The sequence below is a fragment of the Pyxidicoccus sp. M6 genome, from assembly GCF_055568925.1.
In genome coordinates this window covers 1,077,008-1,099,774 of the sequence record NZ_CM145714.1, presented here as the reverse complement: position 1 = coordinate 1,099,774, position 22,767 = coordinate 1,077,008, and the positions used below count along the sequence as shown (strand labels likewise).

Genomic DNA, 22,767 nt, shown 5'->3' with positions numbered 1-22,767 from the left:
CTACAGGTCGCCCGTGCTCTTCTTCGAGGGCACCACCTTCAGCGAGTCCGCGGCCGTCCGCCCGTGGATGCTGGCGGCGTACATGTCCTCGATGGTGGCGGGCGGCGCGGAGAAGGTGCCGGGGAACTGCGCGCGCAGCACGTAGCCCACCGTGCGCGGGCTGTTGCTCCACCACGCCGGCTCCTCGAAGAAGAACGTTGCGCGCTCCGGGTTCAGCACGCGGCGGCGGAGCGCCTCGGGAACCAGGGGCAGCGAGTGCGGAGGACCGCGGAAGGCCTTGTCCTCCTGCAGCGGCACGAAGCCCGCCGGCACCGCGTCCTCCACCACGTAGTACGCCGAGCGCACGCGGTTCTCCCCGCGCGCGTCCAGCGTCAGCTCCACGTAGACCTCCTCGCCCTGCGACACGGTGTCGCCCGGGTTGAGCTTCACCTTCCCGCCCTCGCGCAGCGCGTAGTAGCTGCGCTGGATGGACATGCCCTCGGCCTTGGTCTGCACGGCCGGCAGCGGGGTGAGGGCCGTGGCCTGCAGCGTGGCCACGCCGTCGAAGCCGCCCACGTCCACCGAGCGCGTGCCCGGCTCCAGCACGGCCACGAGGCCCATGCCCCGAGGCGCGAACTTCACGTCGCCCTTCACGCCCTTCACCTCCGGCGGCTGCATGCCGCGGAAGGCCTTGGCGTCGCGCTCCAGCAGCCACAGCGAGTGCAGCAGCGCGGTGCTCCGGTCGAAGGTGGACAGGTCCGGCTCGGACAGCATCTCGAGGATGCGGCGGCGGGCTCGGGTGAGGTCCAGCGTGCCGAAAGACGCGGCGTGCGCGGCGATGGCCGTCATGCCCACGCGCCGCAGCGGGAAGCGGAAGAACGCCTCGTTCATCTCCATCTCCTGGCCCGGCTTGTAAGCGGCCAGCGTGGCGAAGCCCTGCGCGCTCTTCGACACCAGCGAGTTGATGCGCGCCTGCAGCGCCGGCTCCTTCATGATGCCCGCCTTCTCCGCGGCCAGCACCGCCAGCGCCAGCGGGTACAGGTCACCGCCCTCCGCGCCCTCCACCAGCGCGCGGACGCGAGCCGCCTGCTTCGGACCCTCCAGCCGCGCGAGCACGTAGGCGCGCGTGGCGTCGTACTCGGGAGGCAGTCCCTCCTGAGCCTCCAGCCAGCGCGAGCTGTCGAGGATGCGCGGGTCGTTGCGGTCCACGAGCCCCGCCTCCGCCGCGTACGCCAGGCCGTCCAGCGCGATGAGCGTCAGCGGCACGCTCGGCGTGTCGTAGCCGCCGAACCAGGTGAAGCCGCCGCCCTTCACGGAGAGGTTGAGGATGCGCGTGGTGCCCTGCACCGAGCGGCTGCGCGCCTCGGCCAGCAGCGCCTGCGTGTCCGTGTCCAGCTTGGACAGCGCGCCCGCCTGCTGGAGCACCTGGTACACCGCCACGTTGGGCACGGTGGTGGACACGAGCTGCTCCAGGCAGCCGTACGGGTACGTCAGCAGCTCGCGCACGTTGGTGAGCGCCGCGTCCACAATCGACGGCTGGAGCACCAGCTCCACGCTGGCCAGCTTCGCCTCCTTCGCCGCGGGCACCTCCAGCGCGCCGCCGCCCCAGGCGCTCACCTTCACGGTGTCCTCCACCGCGGCTGGCGCCACCGCGAACACCTTGCGGTCCTTCAGCGGGTCCTTGCCGCCCGTCACGTCCACCGCGAGCTGCGCGGCGCCCGTGGTGGTGGCCTTCAGCGTCACCGGCACCACCTGCTCGCCGCCCTTGGCCAGCTCCACCTTGTGCTGCTGCTGGTCCGCCTTCAGCGAGCCCAGCGACGCCAGCTTCACGTCGAGGAGCTGGCTGCCCTCGGACTTCTCGCCCGCGGACAGGCGCACCGAGGCCAGGGCCTCGTCGCCCTCACGGAGGAACTGCGGCAGCGCGGCGTAGAGGTTGAGGCCACCGCGCGTGGCGAACTCGGAGGTGCCCTCGCCGAAGCGGCCGGACGTGTCCGCCGCCACCGCCGTCACCACCCACAGCGTCTGGTTGGACGGCAGCGTGAAGCGCACCGTCGCGCGGCCGTCGCGGTCCGTCACCACTCCCGGGTCCCAGTGCGCGGTGTCCTTCTCCAAATCCTTCGCGTTGCGGGTGGGCGGCTTGATGGACGCGAAGGCATGGTCGGGCAGGCCCGCCATCTTCCGCGCCAGCTCCTCGCCGTAGCCGTAGCCCTGGAACTCGGAGGAGAAGAAGTTGGACACGTTGTTGCGCGCCGGCGGGTAGAAGAAGTCGAGCACCTTGGGGCGGAACTCGCTCTGGATGGCGTAGACGGCCTTGTCCACCACGCCCACGGACACCTGCGCCACCACGCCACGGCCCTCGGAGTCCAGCACGCGTAGGTCCAACGTCTGCTCGGTGAGCGGCGCGGCCTCGGCGCGGCGGGACTGCACCTCCACCGTGAGGGTGCGCTCGCGCGGGACGATGCGGAACGCCACCGTGCGCTCCTCCCAGCGGCCCGTCGCCGTGGGGTACGCCACGGACGCGTACACCGCGCTGCCGAAGCGCTTCTCCACGTCGAAGCTGTGCACCAGCGTACGGCCGGACAGCTCCACCACCTGCGTGCTGTAGAGGCTCGCGCCCGTCAGCGTCACCCACACCGGGCCCGAGTCACGACCGCCAGGGCCCCAACCATCGGGCATCAGCGCCACCAGCCGCGCGGTGTCGCCCGGCTCCAGCACGCCGGACAGCGAGGCCAACGTGAGGTTGGGCACCTGCGCCACCGGCTCGTCCGCCGCGCCGATGACGAGCAGCGACTCCTCGCCCTCCCACGTCTCGCCCTTCTTGTCCTTCACCACCACGCGCGCCAGCACCGCGCCGACTTCCGACGTGGGCACCTTCTCGCGGTGCGTGCCGTCCGCCGCCGTGGTGAAGGAGCGCTTGCCCAGGCTCTTCTCCGCGCCGTCCGCCTTGCGCGACACGAACTCCACCTCGCCCTGCGTGACGCCGTAGGGCTTGCCGGACAGCGTGGTGGCGCGAACGGCCAGCGTCGCCTCACCGCCCTTGGCCACCACCGCGTCCGAGTACCGCGCCACACCCAGCACCTCCACCTTCGACAGGAAGAAGGCGGTGGTGGAGTTGGCGAACGTCTCCTGGTCGTCGCGCGCGCGGATGGTGAGCGAGTACCGGTACGGAATCCGCTCCTCGCCCGCCGCCAGCGCCGGCACGGCCACTTCGATTTCCGCCTCGCCGTTCGGGTCGAACGCGCTCGCGCTGGCCCACGGGTCCTCCCCCGCGTCGCGCGCGGCGACGGAGGAGTAGAGGCGCTCGGGGACGCTCAGCTTACCCTCCGCGCTGGAGGTGGAGCCGTACGTCACCGCGCTGCCCGCCCCGCCCTTGCCGGCGTCATCCACCCACGCGGGCGCGTCCAGCAGGCTGCGGTAGAGGAACACCTCGTACTTCGCGCCGTTGGGCGTGCCACCCGCGTAGCGGCGCGCGCGCACCTTCACGCGCAACGTCTGGCCGGGCACCACCGTCTCCGACTCGGGGTCCACCTCCAGGTAGAACGTGGGCTTCACGTAGTCCTGCACGCGCGCCTCGCCCTGGTGCGGCTGGCCGTCCACCTCCGCCTCGACGCGCAGCACGCCGGTGCCCAAATCGTCCGGAACCTTGAGCGTGCCGTTGAAGGCGCCGAACTCGTCCACCGGGGCCTTCGTGGTGATGGCGCGGCCCTCCTGCGACACGAGCTTCACCGTCACCTCGCGCTTCTTCGGCGTGAAGAGGCGCGCGAGGAACGTGTCCGGCTGGCGCACGAGGCCGCGGTACTTCACCTCGTTGCCCGGCTTGTAGATGGGCCGGTCGCTGTAGATGAACACGTCCGGCGCCACCGCCAGCGCGGAGTAGAAGTCCGTGTCGACAATCGCCGTGTCACCCTCCACGGAGGCCGTGGCGATGATGCGTGGCTCGCTCACTTCGAGGGTGACTTCGCCCTTCGCATCCGTCGTACCGGCGGGGCCCTTGCCCTTGGGCAGGTACACCTGCACCTGCGCGCCCGTGCGCGGCTTCTGGTCTCTCCCCGCGATGCGCACCAGCACCTGGCCGTCCGTCTGCTTGAGCTGCACCGTCAAGTCACTGACGACGAGCACCACCTGCCCCTCCACCTTGCCCTGCACGAGCTGGAGGACGTAGGTGCCGGCCGGCAGCGGCGCGAGCACCACGCGGCGCTCCTGGAAACCGCTGCTGTCACCCGAGGTGTTGAAGCCGGGGACGTTGAAGTCGCGGTCCGCGCCACCCAGGTCCAGGTTCAGCCACTGGCTGCGCGCCACGGTGAAGCCCGGCGGCACGCCGACGAGCTTCTTCGGGCCTTCCGCCACCTTGGCCAGCGGCTCGCCCGAGCCCGGCACGTCCGGCGGCTTGGGCAGCACGTCACCGACTTTCGAGCGGAAGGACGGGTTGAGCGTGTCGAGCAGCCACATGCCCGGCGCGTTGACGGCGTTGAGGCCGCGGCTGAGCGCGCGGCCCGGGTTGTTCAGCGTGGGCGGCGTCTGGTACGCGCGGCGCAAGTCGCCCTGCGCGCGGATGAAGGCGTCCAGGTTGTCCGGCTTGAGGACGCGCAGCTCCACGGGGCCCTTGTCCTCGAAGGCCACGTCGACGGCCACCGGCTCCTGCGTGCCATAGGAGCGCGGCACGGTGATGTAGAGCGGCTTGGCCGCGGCCGCGCCGGAGAGCACCAGCGCGGTCAGCGCCATGTAACGAGCAAAGGTCTTCATGACCCGAAACCTCCAGGAACCAGCGAATCGCCCTGCACGGTGCCGCGCAGGCCCAGGTACGGCAGCGACTCCAGGTCGCGCCGCGCCGCTTCGATTTCAGGGGGCGCCGACTTCGGCATCGGCGCGTTGCGCCCCACGCGGGACTCGGACCAGAAGCCGTCCATGGTGAGGCCGCTGAGCAGCCGTCCCGTATTCACCCCGAAGGCCACCGACGTGGGCGCGCGGAAGCCCGCCACCACCGGGCCCGCCGCGTTGAGCAGGTTGGGCGTCTTGCCCTCGCAGGCCTTCGTCAGCCGCTCCAGCTCCGCCGCATTGGACGCCAGCACCACGTGGTTGCACGCCGTGCCAGAGACGAGCCGGTTGTAGCCGTCGGAGAACAGCCCCTCCAGCGCGGCCTTGTCCTCGGGGCGGCCCCAGAGGACGGCCATCTCCACCGGCAGCGACGCGTCGCCGCGCGGCGTCCACACCAGCGCCACCTGGCGCGTGCGCGTGGCGCCCTTGCCGCCGCCCTCCTGCCAGAACTCCTTCAGCGCCTCGGGCTCCAGCGACTCCGGCAGCTTGAGGTGGAGCGCGAGCAGCACTGGCGTGTCCTCGGGGACGAGCTTGAGCAAATCGTCGGACAGCGGCGCCGCGTCCAGGCGCGCGGGGCCGTCCATCAGCTCACCGGCGATGCCGCGCCCGACGAGCCGGTTGCCCTCCACGCCGAACTGGAGACGCGCGCCCGGGGCGACGCCGACGATGCTGGTGAGCAGCTGCACCTCGCGGCCGTACGCGTCCGGGTCGAAGCCCAGCTCCACGTCGACGGTGTCCTCGGCCTTCAGCTCGGGGAGCGGCGTGCACAGGCCTTCCAGCACCGCCACCGGGTGACGGGCGAGCACCATGCGGTCCTCGGTGCGCGCCGCCCACAGCGTCTGCTCCGCCACCAGCCAGCGCTTCATCTCGTACGTGCCGGCGGTGCCGCCGGGGCAGCTCGCGGCATTCATGCCGCCGCGGTTGGCCACCTTGTCCAGCGCGTCGAACGCGGACGTCGTGGCGCCGCCGGGCTTGGGGACGATGAAGGCGGGCGTGCTCGCGCGCGCGTCACCGGCGAACCAGACCACGCGGAACGGCGCGTCCAGGAGCTGGTTGGCGACGAGGTCCAGCACGGCGCCCTTGAACTCGGCCTTGAGGTCCTCGCCGGTGGAGCCGAAGAACGCGGCCCATCCGCCCACGAAGCCCTGGCCCAGCGGCTTGCCGAGCTGCTCCTTCAGCCACGCGTTGCCCGCGAGCGCCTGGCGCACCTTGCCGGGGTGGTGCACGTCCACCCAGACGGCGGCGGGCGCGGCGGTGCCGGGCACCTCCATGGTGGCGACCTGGGTCTCGGGCATGCCCTCCACTTCCGCGCCCGCGCTGGGCGGTCCCTGGCGCTCACCGGTAATGAGCGGTGCGCCGCCGCCGGAGCCACCGGACTTGCCACGGCGGCCCAGCAGGTAGCCGCCCGCGACGGCGGCGCCGACGAGGACGGTGAGCAGCCCGATGAGGAGGGCCTTGGGCGGGCCCTGCCGGGGAGGCGGAGCCGCCGGGGGCGGGCTCGACGGAGTTGTCATGGCATCCACTCCTTGAAGCGGAAGAAGCCGAGGAAGCCGGCGTTGTTCGGGACCGGGCGCCACTCCAGCGGCGCCTCGGTGGCAAGGTTCTGGAGGAGGCCGGTGCGCACCGCGGCGCCCTTCTCCCCCGGGTGGTAGACGACGCGAGCCGGCGCGTGGGCCCGGTCCTCCGGGCGCACCACCAGCATCAGGTGGAAGACGGGGCCGGAGTCGTGCTCCTGGCGGAAGGCGAGGATGTCGCCCGTGCGCACCGAGTCGCGCGCGGCTTCGTCACGGCCCAGCGCCGTGAAACTCTGTTGCAGGAGCGTCTCCGCGTCCGCGAAGTCCACGGGCTGGCCGCGGTCGTTCTTCCACAGCGGCTTCGAGAGCCGCTCCGGGGAGACGTTCTTGTACGCGGTGCGGAAGGCGAAGCGGATGAGGCCCGCGCAGTCTCGCTGGTCCGGGTGCCACGCATCGTCCTGCTTGCGCACCTGCGCCAGCGCCACGCGCGCCACCTGACGGCGCAGCAGCACGTCGCGCGTCTCGGGCGCGATGGCCTCCGGCCGCGTGTCGCGCGGTTGAGGCGCGGGCGCGACCTGGAGCAACAGGAGTAGAGGCAGGGCGAGCATGGGGTGTGGGGACGCTCGGGAAGGTCAGTAGCCTTCGCCCTCGCCGCCGCCGCTGTCGCCGTTGGCCTGGAGCTCCTTGAGGGCCTCGGCGAGGTTGGTGGGCCAGCCCGGGTGCTTGGGCTTGGGGTCCTGCGCGGGCACGTAGACCTCGGCCTGTCCGTCGCCGAGCACGTTCACCCAGGCCAGCACGCGCGTGGTGCCGGGCGTGGCCAGGGGGATGCGCACCATGCGGCGGATTTCGTTGGGCGTGCCCTCGAAGAGTGCGAGGTTGAGCGTGGCCAAGGTGTGGGCCTTGTCGCCGCTGGGCCAGTAGTTGGTGGCCACGAGGTACACGCCCTTGGGCGGCGCGCGGTGGATGTAGAGGTACGGGCCGTACGCGGGCTGGTCGAAGTCACCGCCCTGCTCGTTGAGGAAGAACGTGCCGCCCGAGGGGCTCGCGGTGTCGGCCCAGTAGACGTGGGCCATCTCCGTCACCTTGAGCTGGTCGCCGGCCTCGCTGGCATCGGTGGGCTCGTAGATGTGGAGGTCGGTGTAGACGCCGTCGGTGTCGCTGGTGAGGACGACCTTGAAGGGGACGGGCGGAATCTGCGCGTAGCTGGTGGCCTGGGCGCGCGCGGTGCCGGCCTGGTTGGTGGCCATCACCGTGACGATGTTCTTCCCGCTGGCGGCGGGGAACTTGCGGCTGAAGCGGCCGCCGTAGGTGCGCATGAGGTAGCGGTCGCCGTTGATGGAAACCACCACGGGGTCGATGGTGGTGTCGCTGATGGTGCCCTCGACGAGCATCATCCGGTCCACCGTCCACCCGCCCGAGGGCGCGGTGAGCTTGACGGTGGGCAGCGTCTTGCCCTTGCCGATGGGCACGCCCTGCTGGCGCGGGTTGGGAGCCGCGGCGGGCGCCGCCTGCGACAGGAGCACGGCCAGGATGACGGGAAGCATCGCGCGTCCTTGTAGGAGAAGTTCCGCCGAAGTGTGTGGGCGGGCGGACAGACTGCGGCAGCACGGGGCTCCATTTCAAGTCGCCTGCCAGCGGCCCTCGGGGCACCCCTTCAGAGGGAACGCCTGGTCGGGCCCCCTACGAAGCGTGGGTGGAGGGACACGCGGGGTGCGCCATTCGCGGCCCTTCAGCCGCGCTGGGAGTCGGAGCAGACTCACGGCCAGTGCTCACACGGAGGGACGACGCCATGATTCAGGGGTTGGATCACGTTCAGCTCGCCATGCCCCGGGGCCAGGAGTCCCAGGGCCGGGCCTTCTACGGTGGACTGCTCGGGCTGGGAGAGGTGCCCAAGCCGCCCGAACTGGCGAAGCGCGGAGGCCTCTGGTTCGAGCTCGCGGATGGACGCGGCCTGCACCTGGGCGTGGAGGAGCCTTTTGCCCCCGCGAAGAAGGCCCACCCGGCCTTCCGCGTGGCCACGCTGGACGCGCTCGCGCAGGCCCTGAAGGCCGCGGGGCACCCGGTGACATGGGATGACTCGGTGCCGGAGGTGCGGCGCTTCCACAGCGCGGACCCGTTCGGCAATCGGCTGGAGTTCCAGGCCGCTGCTACAGGCCAAGGCTCGGAGGGTAGGCAGGCCGAAGAAGCGAACCCCGCCGGCGAAGGTGCCCGACACGAACCGGCCGGCGCGTCGCCGAGCTGGAGAAGGAGCGGGCCCCGGCCCAGCGTGCCGAGGCCCTACTGGACCTCCAAAAAGTTTCGGAAATCCTGGGGGTGGAACTGCCCAAGCCCGACGAGAGCAAGTAACGCGGAACGGCGGCGCGCATGCGCATGGCTTCTGCGGTACTTCGGTCCGTTGGAATCCTCAGGTCGAGGCGCCAATACGTGACACGAACAGACGGAACTTCTGGCTGTGCCCCTCGCGCCGGCACCAGTCCTCAATGACGTTCAGGTCCACCTCCTTGACCCGTGCGCGGAAGACGGCAATCGCCTGTTCCAGGCCGCTGAAGTCGTTCCAGAAGAGAAAGGACGCGAGTCGGTCACGGCATGAGTCGGTGGGCGACAGGACGTACAGCACCTCGTCGTCACGACGGACGGTGCTCCAACTCTTGATCAAGTCGTCACCCACCGCCAGCGGCCCGTTCGGAAACTCCAAGAGGAAGTGCGAGTGTGGGTGACGATAGAAATCCCCCTTCCTGATGAAGCTGCACACGGCGAAGGCAATGTCCGTGAGCGACGACGTGGGCCCGATCACGAGAGCCCCGGCTTGCCAGCGCGGCGAGGACGACGCCGTCGCGCGGCGAGCTTGGCTTGAAGGTCCATGTCGTGCTCTCCGAGCTTCCAAAGCAGCGCGCTGAGTTCACCGTGCGCGAAGTATCGAGGGTTCAGGGAGACCGTACGAGTTATCCCCATCAACCGACTGACGATGATCGCTTCCCGCTCGAGCGACGCCAGGATGGATTGGACGGTGTATGGGCGCACGCCAAGCAGAGCCGCCAACTCGCTGGGATAGGTTGCTTCGAGCAGACGGACGGCCACGAGCACTGCCGTCCTGGTCGAAGTACCAAAGAGCCGAGAGCCATCTTCGAGCACGGAGGAATACTACCAATTTTCTTGGTGATCTTGCCAACAACCTTGGCGATGTTGCCAATAATATTGGCAACCACGCCAGGTATCTTGGTTGTACGACCCTGACGACTGCCTCGGGAGCGCTCCCGCCGCGCCGATTCTGGCAGACCTGCTCCCGCTCCTCTTCGCGCCATTCAGACGGGCCATGGACGCAGGCCACCAGCCCGCCGGGCTGGAGCTGGGCCTCTTGCACGCCCAGCAGACAGCCGCGCTTCAGCCCGCCGCGGGCCCCACACGCGTGCCTTCGGGCACCGCGAAGAGCGCCTGGCGCAGTCGCTTGGTTCCGCAAGAGGCAGTACCCATTGCAGCCGAATCACAGCGCCTTCACCCGCGAGGCGCGTTTGCCGACAAAGACGTAGAGCGCGCCGCTTGTGGGTCCTCCCCCCAGCAACTGCCGAGCGACGAGCGCGAGCGTGTCGAAGCTCTTGCGCATATCCTGTTCCACGCATTCAACGTGTGCACGTTGACGCCGAGCTCCGCTGCGAGCTCCTTATCGGTTGGTTCCTGATCCTGACCGCGACCTCGGGGCCAGACTGCCGACATCATGGGGGCAGTCAGCCACTCCCCTACGCGCCTCCTGCCCCACGGGACACCCGACGCGGTGCCGCGCCGGCCCGCTACCTGCGCTTCGCCTCCCTCGGCCCGAATCTTCACGGTGACGCCCAGGGCGCCGGAGGAAGCGAGCCATGCCCACCCACTACTGCCTCACCCGCTCCGAGCACATCACCATCCGCGAGTACTCGCCCACCGCGCTCGTCGTCGAAGCCGAATACGCCCCGAAGAGCCCTCGCCCCGTCCCGCACTTCCACCCGTCCCAGGACGAGCGCTTCGAAGTCATCGTCGGCGCCCTGCGCGCCGAGGTGGACGGGAAGCTGCACACGCTGCACGCGGGCGATGTGCTCGACATTCCGCGCGGCGCTGTCCACACGCTGTGGAATCCAGGCGACACGCCCACCCACGCCACCTGGAGCACGCGCCCCGCCGGGCGCACCCGTGACTGGTTCGCCGGACTGGACTCGCTCCACCGCGAGGGCCTCACGGGGAAGAAGGGCATCCCCCGTCCGCTGCCCCTCGCCGTCATGCTCACGGCCTACCGCGACACCGTCCGGCTCGCGCCGCGGCCCCGGTTCCTGGTGGGGGCTCTGTTGAGAGTCCTCGCGGCACTGGGGCGCCTGCGAGGCTTCCACCCTCCGGCTCCGACACCGCTCCAGGCCGTCTGAACAATCTCGGAGAGGGGGCCGAAGTTGGAATGCCCGAAGGCAGCGCCCGCGTCCTCGAAGCAGGCCCGGCGGCGCCATCTTCAACGAGCTGGCCGAACTGAAGAGACGCGCAGGCACGGGCAGGCCACGCGGCCGCCACACGCGGTGGACTTCCTCCACCGCGTGCCAGCGGCACTTCGCGTTACGGAGTCGCGGGCTGCGTGTCGGCGGGCTTCGCGGCCTGCGGCTGCTCGCCCTGCTTCTCGTCGGCGCCCGGCTTCTCGTCGGCGCCCGGCTTGCCCTCCGCGTGCTTCTCGCGCTTGGCGGCGGCGGCCTGGCGGACCAGCTCGCGGGCCTTCTGGGCCACCTTCGGCGTGGGCGCCAGAATCATGAACATCAGACGCCCTTCCATGCGGGGCGGCTGCTCCACGACGGCCACGTCCTTCAGGTCCTTCGCCACGTCGTCGAGGATGGCCGTGCCCTGCTCCTTGTGCGTGATTTCACGCCCGCGGAACTGGATGACGACCTTCGCCTTGTTGCCGTCCTCAATGAAGCGCCGCGTGTTGCGGACCTTGAACTCGTAGTCGTGTTCCTCCGTCTTCGGACGGAGCTTCACTTCCTTGAGCAGGACCGTCACCTGGGCGCGCTTCGCCTCGGCGGCCTTCTTCTTCTCCTCGTACTTGAACTTGCCGTAGTCCATGATCTTGCAGACCGGTGGACTGGCCATGGGGCTGATTTCGACGAGGTCGAGCCCCTCGGTACGAGCCAGGTCGAGGGCAGCCTCGAGCGGCATGACTCCGAGCTGCCCGCCGTCGGACCCGACGACGCGGACCTCGCGAGCACGGATACGGCGGTTGGTCCTCTGGTCGCGGCTCCCGCCGCGGCTACCTCTCTGTTCGCGAATGATGTGAAGCTCCTTTGAAATTCGGTTTCCGCCCTGCCACCACTGAAGGTGTGACAGGTCACTCCGGTACAACAAGCTGCCGGACAGGGATGTGAGGCAGCCCACCCTTCCCGCGTTCAGCGGCCCGGCAGGCTGCTCTCTTTATACAAGAGCGCCCCCAGGTCCTCGCTCGCCCGGAAGGAGGGGTTGGCCGGGCCGGACTTTCTCCGACCCGGAACGGCAACGCCAGAGATAACGCCGAGCCCGTCCCCCCGCCCTGGAACCCCAAGGCCGGTGACAGCGCCCAAGCGGCGGCGGACGTCGCGAAGTGGACGGAAGAAGGGGACATGGCGAGGGCCGGCATCATGGCGCCCGCCTCCGACCCCTGGCCAGGGCCCCATGGGAATCCCGCCCGCTTTGTCCGATGGTCCAGGGTCCTGCCGCACTCCAGGTGACGATTGCCGGCCTCCCGCGCCCCACCCGAGGGGTCCGTTCCGGTTTCGTGGAAACTGGGATACCTGGAATCGTTTGTTGTAGCAACAAGGGCTGGCGGGAGGAAGAGGGCCCACCCCGCCCGCCCGCTGAGCAGGCGGGGAGGCGGGCCATTCTCATGCCGGCCGCGAGCGCCGGGGCACGTCCACCCGGTCCAGGTCCTTCACGGCGACCACGTCCGCCACCAGGGGCTTCGCCTCGGCGACGAAGGGGGCGGTGTCCTCGTAGCGCTGGGAGAAGTGCGTGAGGACCAGCCTCCGGGCCTGGGCTTCCCGAGCCAGCTCCGCGGCCTGGAGCGCCGTCATGTGGAAGTGGTCGTGCGCTTCCTGGCGCTCGGTGTCCAGGTACGTGGACTCGCAGACCAGCAGGTCCACGCCCCGGGCCAGCCGCGCGGCGCCGTCGCACGGCCGGGTGTCCATGACGAAGGCGAAGGCCTGGCCCGAGCGCGTCTCGCCCACGTCCTCCACGCGCACCGTGCGGCCGCCCACCTCGACGGAGCCGCGACGCAGCAGCTCGCCTGTCAGCGGCCCGGAGATGCCGGCCTCCGCGAGCTTCGTGGGGATGAGCTGCACGCGCGCGTGCTCCTCCAGCCGGAAGCCGTACGTGTCCACCGCGTGCTCCAGCTTCGCGGCGGACAGCTTGAAGCCCTTCGTCTCCGCGAGCACGCCGTCCCCGGAGATGGGGCGCGGGATGATGGTGGCCGCGTCCATGAAGATGGTGGCGTGGCGGAGCCGCTCGAAGAAGGCCTGCCCCGACGCGGGGTAGTAGACCTCCACGGGGTGCTTCGCGCGGTCCAGCGACAGCCGCTGGATGATGCCGGGCAGCCCGAGCGCGTGGTCTCCGTGGAAGTGCGTGACGCAGATGCGGGTGATTTGCGTGGCGGACAGGCCCGCGAGCGTCATCTGACGCTGGGTGCCCTCTCCGGGGTCGAACAGGATTCCCTCCTCGTCCCAGCGGAGGAAGTAGGCGTTGTGGTTCCGGTGGCGCGTGGGCACCTGACTCGCGGAACCGAGGACGATGAGCTCGCGGCTGGACATGGCAGGTGCTCCCCCGTGCGAAGAATGGCACCCCGACGGGGCCTCGTGCACGGGCCTGACACCGCGAGGGCGGGCCGAGGGAGGCTGGGCGCCTCTTGTTCTCTCGATGGAGTCACCCCTGAGCTCGTTCTCCACGCCCATCGCCCGGGTGATTGCCAGTCTGCTCGACGTGCTCGCGGAGGCGGGGCGTCCCGTCGCGGAGACGGGGCGCGCGCCACATCACCGTGCATCGGAGCTGAGCCGGTCAGACGAAGCCGCGCGGAGGCATGGCCGGTGAGCGGTGCAGCCAGTTGTCCTCGGGGTACGTCGCGGTGCCGTCGATGAGGTGCAGCGAATAGGCGTGGCGGCTCTTGGGCGAGGTATTGGGCCCACTGCGATGGGGCAGCAGGCCGTGGAGCACCACGAGCGTGCCCTTCTCCACCTCCAGCGGCACCATGTCCTGCTCGGGCACGGGCGTGCGGTCGAGGACGCGGAACGCAGTGCCTCCGCCCTCGGCGCGGACGAAGCGCTTCTTGAGGCCCAGGTGGTGTCCACCGGGCAGCGCCCACAGGCAGCCGTTCTCCAGCGTCGCGTCCTCCAGGGCGAACCAGAAGCCGAGGCAGGTGGTCGGCTCCGTGTAGAGGAACGTGGAGTCCTGGTGCGAGTTCACCTCGCCGCCGATGTGGGGCTGCTTGAAGATGTACATGGACTGCAGGAGCAGGGGCTTCTGCAGTCCCAGCTCGGCGGCCAGTGAGGCCAGCGCTGGCGTGCGGGAGAACCGGTCGAAGCGCGGGTCCAGGTCGTGGAGCGCGTGGCCAATCTTGTTGATGGACAGCGCCTTGTCCTGCCGCAGCGAGCCGTCCGGACGGAAGGCGCTCTCCTCGAAGAAGAAGCGGATGCGGTCTCCCGAGCCGAGGAAGTAGTCGTCGGATGTCCGCGTCTGCTCGTGGGTGGTGAAGATGGAGACGGTCTCCGGCTCGAAGCCGGCGACCAGTTCCTCCGCGCGGGCCTTGAGCGCGTCACAGTCCGAGGCGGAGACGAACCCCGGAAGCACGAGGTAGCCCTGCTGCTCGAACTGACTGGCCCGGTCCGTCATCACAACCTCCCGTGCGCGGAGTGCGGTGCCTCCGACGCGGGCGGGATTATCTCACGGGGTCTCTGAGGGTGCGCAGGGCACACGCGTAGCAGAGGGGGTCGGTTGCCCCGGCGCCGTGCTGAATCTCACTCAAAGGGGAGGCTACTTCATCCTTTACCCATGAGGTAGTATCGGCGCACGGGCGGAGCGGACCGCCCTCCTCCGGCAAGGGCTCTCATGGAGACACGACGTGCATTGAAGGACCTCGCGCCAGCCTCGCTTCCACCGGGCACGGAAGTGGGCTCGTGGCGAGTGCTGGAGCGCAGAGGCCGAGGCAACTACGGCGCCGTCTACCGCGTCGAGCCCCTCGACTCCCCGGGCTTCGGGCCCTTCGCGCTCAAGCTGGCCACACACCCGGTGGACCCCCGCTTCGACCGTGAGGCGGAGTTGCTCTCTCATATCCACCACCCCGGTGTGCCCCGCCTTCATGCGCAGGGACTGTGGGCCCACCCTGCGGGTCCGTTCCCCTTCCTCGTCATGGATTGGGTGGAGGGAGTGCCGCTCTATGACTGGGGACGCGAACAGCACCCCACGTCGCGGCAGGTGCTTCGACTGCTCGCACAGGTGGCTCGCGCGCTGGATGCCACGCATGCGGTGAGCGCCGTCCACCGCGACGTGAAGGGTGACAACGTTCTGGTGCGCGTGAGCGACGGACAGGCCTTCCTCACCGACTTCGGCGCGGGCTACATCCGCGGTGCTCCCACGCTCACCGCGCCTCCACTGCCTCCAGGCACGCCGCCGTACCGCAGCCCGCAGGCCGTTCGCTTCCAGTGGGACTTCCGCAGCCATCCCACGGCCCGCTACGAAGCGCAGCCGGCGGATGATGTGTTCGCCCTCGGCGTCACCGCGTATCGGCTCGTCACCGGGAGATATCCGCCACCGCCTCGCGTCGATGGCATGGATGTGCAGGATGACGACGCGACGTCACTGGTTCCGCCACGACTGCGCAACCCCGCCGTGTCCGTGGAGCTGGACGCGCTCATCCTGCGCATGCTCGCGGAGCAGCCCGAGGAACGCCTGGGCCACGGCAGCGCGGCCGCTGTTGCTCTTGCACTGGAGGAGGCCATGCGAACCGCGGGCCCTCACGCGGACCTGCCGCTCTCCGGTCCCAATGCTCCCCAGGTGGACCTGCCGCTCATCGATTCCGCCGTTCCCCATGCTGTCGTCACACCGGTGGGCCCGAGCAGCAACGAGAGCACAACGCCTCGAATCACCGAGCCACGCGCTGAACACGACACGGCACGATGGCCCTGGTTCGCGATGGCCACGGTGTGCCTGTCCCTGCTGTCCGCGGCCACCGGCTGGTTCCTGCGTCCCACCCAGGATGAGATTCCCTACGCGCAGGCAACTCCGCTCCAGGAGGCCCGCGACGGAGGCACCGTGTCCGTGGGTGACGCGGCAGTGGCATCCCCCGTCACCATCCTCGCGCCCGTCCCCTCCTTCACCGCGCCGCCCGGGCTGAGCCTGCCCATGCCGGACCGCCCCTTCCCCGGTCAGCGCAAGCCTCCCTGCAACCGCAAGGGCGAAATCGAGCTGCGCGGCGGCTGCTGGTACGAGCTCGCCCGCGTGAAGTCTCCCTGCGACGAGGACGCCTATGACTACAAGGGTGCCTGCTACCTGCCGTCCTTCCCCGTGCAGCGCGCCCCCACCTCGGCTCCCACCACGCGCCCCTGAGTCTCCCGCCAACGGAGCCTCACCTCCTCGCTCGCGCGCACCACCGAGGATGTGCGAGACCCACGGGCATGAAGCGTCATGCCCCGTCCGCGGAACGCAACCGCGAGCCCCTGCTCGCCGTCCTTCGTGAAGTGCTGCCCACCTCGGGCACGTTGCTGGAAATCGCGAGCGGCACCGGTCAGCACGCCGTCTTCTTCGCCCGCGCCTTCCCCCACCTCGCCTGGCAGCCCACCGACGTCGAGCCCGAGTCCCTCGCAAGCATCGCTGCGTGGCGCGCCGAGGAGTCCCTCCCCAACCTGCTGCCACCGCTCCCGCTCGACGCGAGCAGCGACACGTGGCCGGTGTCCTCGGCGGACGCCATCCTCAACATCAATATGATTCACATCTCCCCCTGGGCCGCGTGCCAGGGATTGATGCGGGGCGCGGGCCGGGTGCTCGTCCCGGGCGGGTGCCTCGTCATGTACGGCGCCTACTTCGTCGAGGGCCGCGAGACGGCGCCGAGCAACCTCGCCTTCGATGCCTCGCTGCGCGAGCGAAACCCGGTCTGGGGCGTGCGCCAACTCGGAGACGTCACCGCGGAGGCCGCTCGCCATGGCCTGGAGCGCGAGCGCGTGGTGGACATGCCCAGCAACAACCTCACGCTCGTCTTCCGCAAGCGACCGAGCCGCTGAGCGGCCCGTCATCGTACACGAAGCCGTGGCAATGAAGCCCCGCCGACATCCACCGGGAAAGAATGCGGACCGGCGCACATGCACCGAGGCGTGCCCCCCTTTACGCCATGGACCTCCGCCACTAACACACCCGGGGTGGCGGCGGGCCGCACGGTGCCGCGAGGTGGAGAGGGGGATGGACCGATGCCGGATTCAGGCTCGAAGGCCGGCGACAGAGATGTCGCCATGTTCGCCTCCGTCGTCCACGCGCATTCGCGCCAGGCTCCGGACCGGCGGCGCTCGCTGTGGCTCCTGCCGCTCGTGCTCGGCTTCCACGCCGGGGCCCTCGCGGGCCTGACCACCGTCTGGCGGGGGAACCCCGACGCCCGTCGTGCCCAGGATGACTCGGGGGACCTGGTCCTCCGGCTCGTGTCGGCACCGCCTCCGCCGCCCGCGGCCACCACGGCCTCCGCTCCAGCGAACGTCGCCCGAAGGACGGTGGCGCGCCGGGCACGCCCCTTCCCGAAGCCCACCCTCCCTCAGTCCCCGCCCAAGCCTGTCGAACCGCCAACACCTTCCGTCGAGGAAGCACCACCGCCCACGCCCGATACCGTCGAGGAGGGAGGCACCGACGTCGCGGCCTCTGCTCCGGCGAGCGGCGTGCCCGGAGGCATCGCGGGCGGCGTGGTGGGAGGCCTCGTGCGCGGCGTGCTGGGCGCGAGCAACCCGGGCCTCGTGCTCGCACCGCCTCCGCGTCCCACCGAACAGCAGCTCGCCACGTGGCGCGAGCAGTACTTCGAGACGATGTTCCGAGACCGCTTCGAGAACGTGCGCTACCCGCACCAGGCCGCCATGGCCGGCATCCAGGGCAGGCTGGTGGTGCGCATCTCCGTGGGCGCGCGGGGGCAGCTTCTCGACCTGGGGGTGCTCGGCAAGTGTCCGCACTTCGTCCTCTGCGACGCCGCGATGCAGGCCGTGCGAGACGCCGCGCCCTTCCCGCCGCCACCGCCGGAGCTCGGCGGACGCGTCACCGTGGAACTGCCGTTCAACTACCACCTGCGCTGAGCATTCGGCTCGGGCCGAGGGCACCGGACCGGTGCTCGGCTCTCACCTGGCGGCACCCGCCGGCTCGAGCGCACGTCGGGCCTGCGCGTGCGAGAGGTTCCACTCGGGCCAGGAGCTCCCAGCGGGCAGCCGCTCCGCGTACTGACGCAGCAGGTCCGCCTGCCACCCGGGCGCATGGGCCGTGTCGCGCACCAACTCGGGCACGGCGTCGGTGGAAAGACCGGAGAGATAGCTCACGTCCGGGCCGCTCGAGTCCGTAGCGCGGGCGATGTTGAGACGGACGATGAGCGCGTCCGGGTTGACGACATTCACCGCGACCACCGCGGCCAGCGCCGTGACGAAGGCGCCGATGGCGAAGCGCTCGGGCCGCCACCACAGCGTCACCGCGCGCCACGTCAGCACCGCGCCCAGCGCGAGCATGAACACATGCGTGAAGAGGCGCAGGCGCGTGTAGCCGAAGGCGTCCTCGTACAGCGTCATGCGCTTCACCGCCGAGGCGAGGATGACCACCGTGAGCGCCACCATGAGCGTCGCGCCCACGCGGAAGGCGCCCTGCGCCAGCGGGGACTCGCGGCGCGTCCAGCGGGCCAGCGCCATGACGAGCCCCAGCGTCATCATCGACACGAGCAGCAGCTCGAAGAAGCCCCGGCGCGCGTACTCCGCATACGTGTAGCCCTCGGCGGGAGACGAGGCGCCGCCGATGAAGAGGTACGCCACCTGGAAGCCCGCGAAGACGAGGAAGAGCGCGTCCACGGCGAGGATGAGCGTGAGCGCCTCGGTGAGCCCCAGGCGCGGACGAGCCGGCGCGGCCTCGGCCTCGCCCCGCTCCTCGCCCCTGCGCCGGCGCAGCGCGTGGCCCAGGGCCGCCGCGGCGACACACGCGGAGAAGCCGATGCCGAGCCCCCGGACGATGGCGCTCTCGAAGAGCCACCACAGATTCGCATCCCACAGCCGATTCATGGCCACGGCGAACGCGGCGTCGGCGGACTGGAGGAGGACATAGAAGACGAGCAGCACCGGCAGGGCGATGAGCACTCCGCGCACGAAGGGCAGCAGGCGCGGCGCCTGCTCCCGCGCGGCACGCAGGTCCACCGAGTCACGGATGAGCGCCGGCGGATACAGGATGCCCCGGAAGGTGGTGGCCAGGGCCACCAGCGGGTAGTCCAGCACGCCCAGCCGCTGCACGCGGCCCGCCGCCCAGAAGTGCGTGAGCAGCAGGAGCAGCGCGGCCGAGGTCAACACGTTGAGCACGAGGAGCCACGGGCTCGCGCGCACCGCGACGAAGCCGGCGATGACGAGCAGCGGCGCCGCGAGCCACGCGTTGGGCCGGGCACGCTGCCAGCCCTCGCGCCCGCCGAGCGCCACGAGCGTCCCCAGCAGGGCCGCGACCACGATGGGGAAGGACACGCCCCACAACGGCCGGTCCAGCAGGACTTCCGCGAGGACACCCAGGCCCAGCGCCGCGCCCAGCGTGGCGCGAGGCGCGCGGACCTGCGGCAGCAGCGGGGTGGCCGCCGAAGTCTGATGGTAGGACGCGATGGGGGCACCGTGGTCGGACGACGCCCCCCGGGAGGGCGAAGGCCGAGGCGCGGGCCTCCTCGGAGACGTGGCCGTCCTCGACGGTGTCGACCCGAGGGACGAAGTCTCGGGAGGCGGCGTGGTCCCGGACGATGCCTCCTGGGAGGGAACCGAAGTCGGTACACCCGAAGGCGTGGCCTCGGGCGGCGACATCAGGGACGGCGCGGGCGTGGAATCCGGCGGAACGTACGTGCTCATGACTGCGCACCTCGGACGGGAGACAGCTCGAAACGTCCCCAAGATGCACACGTCTCCACTCCGAAAAGCCCCGCTCCAGGGCGAGCGGTCGCGCCCCGGCCCCGGACGGTCCATCCCCTCCCCTGGCCGGCGTACCCATTCCGCCGCTGAACGGTCGGTGCCCCGCCCTGAGTAGTCCCCCGCGCTGCACACACAGGCGAGGTCTCCCACCTGGACGAAGCGCGCCTTGCGCTCGCCCGAGAGGAACAGGTGGTCATCCGCAGCCAGCGGCCGGGCCGCCGCCGTCGGCTCCGAGGTGACGATGTCGCCACCGGACTGCCGCACGTGCAGCGCCGCGAGGCACAGCAGCGCCTGCGAGCCGGGAGTGAGGATGACGTTCTCGGGTGCCAGTCCCTCGCGCCGGGCGACGTGCGCCTCCAGCTCCGCGGCGTTGCGCGCGTAGCGGTTGCCGTCCGCCAGCGCCGCCTGAATCGCGCGGCGGGCCTTCGGCGACGGGCCGTAGGGATTCTCATTGGCGCTGAGCCGGATGGGCGCGGCGGCGCGCGTCCGAGCCTCAGGCGTGGGGCCGCGCGCGGCGGCCTCCGTCGTCGCCAGGGCGGCCACGGCCAGGCCACCGCCCACCAGGAGCTGTCGTCGGTCGAAGAGCATGCGCCAGCTCCAACGAAGGCCCGTCACGACGGGCAGGGGGCCTTCTTCGAGCGGCGCGAGGACGCGGTGAGCGGCGTGCTACGTCGATGAGCGGCGCGCTACCCGGCGCGCATCCAGCCCTCGCGCTCGAGCAGGTCCGCCACGCGCGCGGCCACCTCGTCGCGGATGCGCTCCACCTGCTGAATGGAGCGGCCCTTCGGGTCCTCCAGGGGCCAGTCCTCGCGCTTGAGGCCCTTCACGTGGGGGCACGCGTCGCCGCAGCCCATGGTGATGAGCCAGTGCGCGTCCTGCGCCAGCGCGTCGGTGAGCAGCCGGGGCTTCGCCTCGCCCAGGTCGATGCCGATTTCGCGCATCGTCTCCCGCACTTCCGGGTGCACCTGCTCCCCGGGCTGCGTCCCCGCGGACACGGCGCGCGCCTTGTCCGGGTCCGCCATTACGTTGAAGAACGCCGCCGCCATCTGCGAACGGCCGGCATTGTGCACACAGGCGAAGATGACCTTGTTCATCTCGTTCCCTTCGTCACTTCCTGGCTTCAGCGCACCCCTCCCCCGCGCGCGATGTTGGTCTGGGGTCCACGCGGCCCACATGGACGGCGTGCAATCCGAGGCTGTCACATCTGACGCACGGATGCTCGTGAAGAGAGTGTGCGGGCATGCGCCCGCCTGCCCGTGTCTGTCTTTACGCAGCCCGTCATGGGTGTTGGACGCCCGTCTGTCCCGGGGCCGGGTTGGCTTCGACCCCACCACTTCCTACCCGGGAAGGGAGCGCTGGAGGCTGGCCGCCCGGAGAGATGCATAGGTTGGACGGAGCCATGCACCCCTTTCCCACATGGATATGGGTGGTCTTCTGGGCGGTGGTGCTGTCGCTCATCGCCGTGGACCTGGTGGCCCACCGGGGCCGCCACGGCGAGTCCCACCGTGCCGCCATCGTCTGGAGCGGGGTGTGGGTCTCCGCGGGGTTGCTCTTCAACGTGCTCGTGTGGCGCGTCCTCGGCACGCAGGCCGCGCACGAGTACCTCGCCGCCTACTTCATCGAGAAGAGCCTCAGCCTCGACAACGTCTTCGTCTTCCTGGTCATCTTCCGCAGCCTGGCCCTCCCCGCGCGCGCCCAGCACAACGTGCTGTTCCTGGGCATTTTTGGCGCGCTCGTCTTCCGTGCCCTCTTCATCTTCCTGGGCGCGGCGGCGCTGGAGCGGTGGAGTTGGGTGGCCTACGTCTTCGGCGCCATCCTCCTCGTCACCGCCTGGCGCGTGTTCCGCGAGGACCCGTCCCAGCAGCAGGAGAACAGGGCGGTGCGGTGGCTCGCGCACCGGCTGCCGGTGACGGAGGAGGTGCACGACAAGAAGTTCTTCGTGCGGCTCGCGGACGGCCGGCGCGTGGCCACGCCGCTGCTGCTGGCGCTGATGGGGCTGGAGCTGACGGACATCCTCTTCGCCGTGGACTCGGTGCCCGCCGCCTTCGCGGTGACGCAGGACACCTTCATCCTCTACAGCTCCAACGCCTTCGCCATCCTCGGCCTGCGCGCGCTGTACCTGCTGCTGTCCGGCGCGGTGGGGCAGCTCCGCTACCTGCACCATGGACTGGCCGGGGTGCTGGCCTTCGCGGGGCTGAAGATGGTGCTGGAGCCGTGGCTCCACGTGTCGCCGCTCTTGTCCGTGGGCATCATCGCCGCGCTCATCGGCGCGGCGGTGTGGGCCAGCCTGCGCGCCCGGCGGCGGCAGACGCGCGGCGTGGAGCAGCAGCGCCGCGAGCCCAGGCGCCCCACCGAGGCGGAGGCCTGAGCCGGAGCATCCGGTACCGGGAGGTCAGTCGTCCTCGTCCTGCGAGTCTTCGCCGACCTCCACGGTGGGGGCGGAGTCGCCGAGGAGGAAGGCGTCGAAGGCGGAGCTGGCCATCGTCTGCACCTGCGTCTCGTACCGCTTCAGCAGCACCACGTTGGCGGCCGCGACCTTCCTTCCCTCCTCGGACAGGCCATCCTGCCCCGGGCTGGCCTCGTTCTTCTTCATCGCCTCGATGGCGTCCTGCAGGTGGGTGCGCGCCTCCTCTTGCTGCGTGCGCTCCTCGTCGGAGAGCGAGTCCCCCTCCAGCTTCTTGTCCAGCTCCGCGAGCTGCTTCTCCATGGCCTCGCGGCCCTGCTTCATCGCGTTCTGTGCCTGCTCCAGGCCCTCGGTCATCAGCGAGGTGTAGACGGTGGTGGTGATGGCGTGGAACTCGGCGGGGGACATGCCGTGCTTCTTGAGGGCCTCGATGTAGGCCGCGCGCACGTCCGTCGTCATGGACATCATCAGGTTGGCGGCCGCCATGGCCGCGCCGAGGTCAGGCTTCTTCTTCGCGTCCTCGCCGCCGTGCTCCTTCTCGAAGGCCTCCGACTTCGCCTCCATCTCCTTGAACACGGGCAGCGCCGCCTGACGCACGGCGAAGTAGGTCTCCAGCCGCTTCGCGTCGAGCGCGAGCACCTCACCCTCCGGAGGCGCCTGGAAGGCGCTGGCCCGGTTGAGCTCCTGAAGCTCCTGCGCCTGGGCCGCAATCTTCTGACCGGCCTCGAAGCCGCTCCCCAACGTCTTCTTCCCCAGCATGAAGAGCCCCACCGCGGCGCCCACGCCTATCAAGAGGAGGAGACCGCAACCCACGCCGACGCCGATGAGGACCTTCTTCATGTTCCACTCCACGGGAAATGCACCACGTTGCCCCCGTGCTAACCGGGCAGGCCCTGGGGAGCAAGGGGGGACACGCTCCCTGGCCTCCACGTCCGTC

The 22,767-nt window shown here is 70.4% G+C and carries 19 protein-coding genes; 6 read left to right on the top strand and 13 right to left on the bottom strand.

All coding sequences use genetic code 11. The features are described from left to right. The 4 genes from ACVTJA_RS04670 to ACVTJA_RS04655 are packed head-to-tail and all read right to left on the bottom strand — an operon-like array spanning position 1 to position 7,852. The gene (locus tag ACVTJA_RS04670; protein WP_465834128.1) at positions 1-4,722 is read right to left on the bottom strand and encodes an alpha-2-macroglobulin family protein; all 4,722 of its coding nucleotides are present in this window, start codon (positions 4,720-4,722) and stop codon (positions 1-3) included. After that, a complete protein-coding gene (locus tag ACVTJA_RS04665; RefSeq protein ID WP_465834126.1) occupies positions 4,719-6,308 on the bottom strand; it encodes a hypothetical protein in 1,590 nt (529 codons plus the stop codon). Before ACVTJA_RS04665 ends, ACVTJA_RS04670 begins: the two co-directional genes overlap by 4 nt. Beyond that, positions 6,305-6,916, bottom strand: a complete 612-nt coding sequence (locus ACVTJA_RS04660; protein WP_465834125.1) for a DUF1175 family protein — start codon at positions 6,914-6,916, stop codon at positions 6,305-6,307. Before ACVTJA_RS04660 ends, ACVTJA_RS04665 begins: the two co-directional genes overlap by 4 nt. Positions 6,917-6,940: 24 nt before the next feature. Beyond that, a complete protein-coding gene (locus ACVTJA_RS04655; RefSeq protein ID WP_465834123.1) occupies positions 6,941-7,852 on the bottom strand; it encodes a DUF2135 domain-containing protein in 912 nt (303 codons plus the stop codon). Positions 7,853-8,097: 245 nt separating this feature from the next. Here ACVTJA_RS04655 and ACVTJA_RS04650 point away from each other — a divergent pair, with 245 nt between their 5' ends. Beyond that, positions 8,098-8,736, top strand: coding sequence for a VOC family protein (locus ACVTJA_RS04650; protein ID WP_465834121.1), 639 nt, complete (start codon positions 8,098-8,100; stop codon positions 8,734-8,736). Here the strand turns inward: ACVTJA_RS04650 and ACVTJA_RS04645 are convergent. From ACVTJA_RS04645 to tnpB, 3 genes are all read right to left on the bottom strand, one after another. After that, positions 8,713-9,102 carry a hypothetical protein gene (locus ACVTJA_RS04645; RefSeq protein WP_465834119.1) on the bottom strand — a complete coding sequence of 130 codons (390 nt, stop codon included), beginning with the start codon at positions 9,100-9,102 and terminating at the stop codon, positions 8,713-8,715. The two genes, ACVTJA_RS04650 and ACVTJA_RS04645, sit on opposite strands and share 24 nt — an antisense overlap. Next, positions 9,099-9,386: a hypothetical protein gene (locus ACVTJA_RS04640; protein ID WP_465834118.1), complete on the bottom strand. Its 288-nt coding sequence runs from the start codon at positions 9,384-9,386 to the stop codon at positions 9,099-9,101. Before ACVTJA_RS04640 ends, ACVTJA_RS04645 begins: the two co-directional genes overlap by 4 nt. 403 nt (positions 9,387-9,789) lie before the next feature. Continuing rightward, a complete protein-coding gene (tnpB, locus tag ACVTJA_RS04635; protein ID WP_465834116.1) occupies positions 9,790-9,909 on the bottom strand; it encodes an IS66 family insertion sequence element accessory protein TnpB in 120 nt (39 codons plus the stop codon). Positions 9,910-10,162: 253 nt separating this feature from the next. Here tnpB and ACVTJA_RS04630 point away from each other — a divergent pair, with 253 nt between their 5' ends. Continuing rightward, positions 10,163-10,696 carry a cupin domain-containing protein gene (locus tag ACVTJA_RS04630; RefSeq protein ID WP_465834114.1) on the top strand — a complete coding sequence of 178 codons (534 nt, stop codon included), beginning with the start codon at positions 10,163-10,165 and terminating at the stop codon, positions 10,694-10,696. Positions 10,697-10,877: 181 nt separating this feature from the next. Here the strand turns inward: ACVTJA_RS04630 and infC are convergent, their stop codons facing one another. The 3 genes from infC to ACVTJA_RS04615 all read right to left on the bottom strand — a co-directional run bounded on the left by infC (position 10,878) and on the right by ACVTJA_RS04615 (position 14,162). Further along, the gene (gene infC, locus ACVTJA_RS04625; RefSeq protein ID WP_465840307.1) at positions 10,878-11,582 is read right to left on the bottom strand and encodes a translation initiation factor IF-3; all 705 of its coding nucleotides are present in this window, start codon (positions 11,580-11,582) and stop codon (positions 10,878-10,880) included. Between the two features lie 584 nt (positions 11,583-12,166). Next, positions 12,167-13,087 carry a ribonuclease Z gene (locus ACVTJA_RS04620; RefSeq protein ID WP_465834113.1) on the bottom strand — a complete coding sequence of 307 codons (921 nt, stop codon included), beginning with the start codon at positions 13,085-13,087 and terminating at the stop codon, positions 12,167-12,169. Between the two features lie 244 nt (positions 13,088-13,331). Next, entirely contained in the window at positions 13,332-14,162 is an 831-nt protein-coding gene (locus ACVTJA_RS04615) for a phytanoyl-CoA dioxygenase family protein (RefSeq protein ID WP_465834111.1), read from the bottom strand. A 216-nt stretch (positions 14,163-14,378) separates the two neighbouring features. Here ACVTJA_RS04615 and ACVTJA_RS04610 point away from each other — a divergent pair, with 216 nt between their 5' ends. The 3 genes from ACVTJA_RS04610 to ACVTJA_RS04600 all read left to right on the top strand — a co-directional run bounded on the left by ACVTJA_RS04610 (position 14,379) and on the right by ACVTJA_RS04600 (position 17,590). Continuing rightward, the gene (locus ACVTJA_RS04610) at positions 14,379-15,875 is read left to right on the top strand and encodes a serine/threonine-protein kinase (protein WP_465834109.1); all 1,497 of its coding nucleotides are present in this window, start codon (positions 14,379-14,381) and stop codon (positions 15,873-15,875) included. A gap of 68 nt (positions 15,876-15,943) precedes the next feature. Beyond that, positions 15,944-16,546 (top strand): DUF938 domain-containing protein, encoded by a 603-nt coding sequence (locus ACVTJA_RS04605; RefSeq protein ID WP_465834108.1) that lies wholly within the window; start codon positions 15,944-15,946, stop codon positions 16,544-16,546. Between the two features lie 225 nt (positions 16,547-16,771). Beyond that, positions 16,772-17,590, top strand: a complete 819-nt coding sequence (locus tag ACVTJA_RS04600; RefSeq protein ID WP_465834106.1) for a TonB family protein — start codon at positions 16,772-16,774, stop codon at positions 17,588-17,590. A 42-nt stretch (positions 17,591-17,632) separates the two neighbouring features. Here ACVTJA_RS04600 and ACVTJA_RS04595 read toward each other — a convergent pair whose 3' ends face one another. Together ACVTJA_RS04595 and ACVTJA_RS04590 are read right to left on the bottom strand one after the other, a co-directional pair. Continuing rightward, positions 17,633-20,014: a DUF4153 domain-containing protein gene (locus ACVTJA_RS04595; RefSeq protein WP_465834104.1), complete on the bottom strand. Its 2,382-nt coding sequence runs from the start codon at positions 20,012-20,014 to the stop codon at positions 17,633-17,635. 98 nt (positions 20,015-20,112) lie between these two features. Next, positions 20,113-20,520 (bottom strand): arsenate reductase ArsC, encoded by a 408-nt coding sequence (locus tag ACVTJA_RS04590; RefSeq protein WP_465834102.1) that lies wholly within the window; start codon positions 20,518-20,520, stop codon positions 20,113-20,115. Between the two features lie 305 nt (positions 20,521-20,825). On the opposite strand from ACVTJA_RS04590, the gene ACVTJA_RS04585 reads away from it, so the two are divergent. Continuing rightward, positions 20,826-21,794: a TerC/Alx family metal homeostasis membrane protein gene (locus ACVTJA_RS04585; protein WP_465834100.1), complete on the top strand. Its 969-nt coding sequence runs from the start codon at positions 20,826-20,828 to the stop codon at positions 21,792-21,794. 24 nt (positions 21,795-21,818) lie between these two features. On the opposite strand, the gene ACVTJA_RS04580 is transcribed toward ACVTJA_RS04585, so the two are convergent. Further along, on the bottom strand, positions 21,819-22,670 hold the full coding sequence (locus ACVTJA_RS04580; RefSeq protein ID WP_465834098.1) for a hypothetical protein: 852 nt from the start codon (positions 22,668-22,670) through the stop codon (positions 21,819-21,821). Between the last annotated feature and the right edge of the window lie 97 nt (positions 22,671-22,767).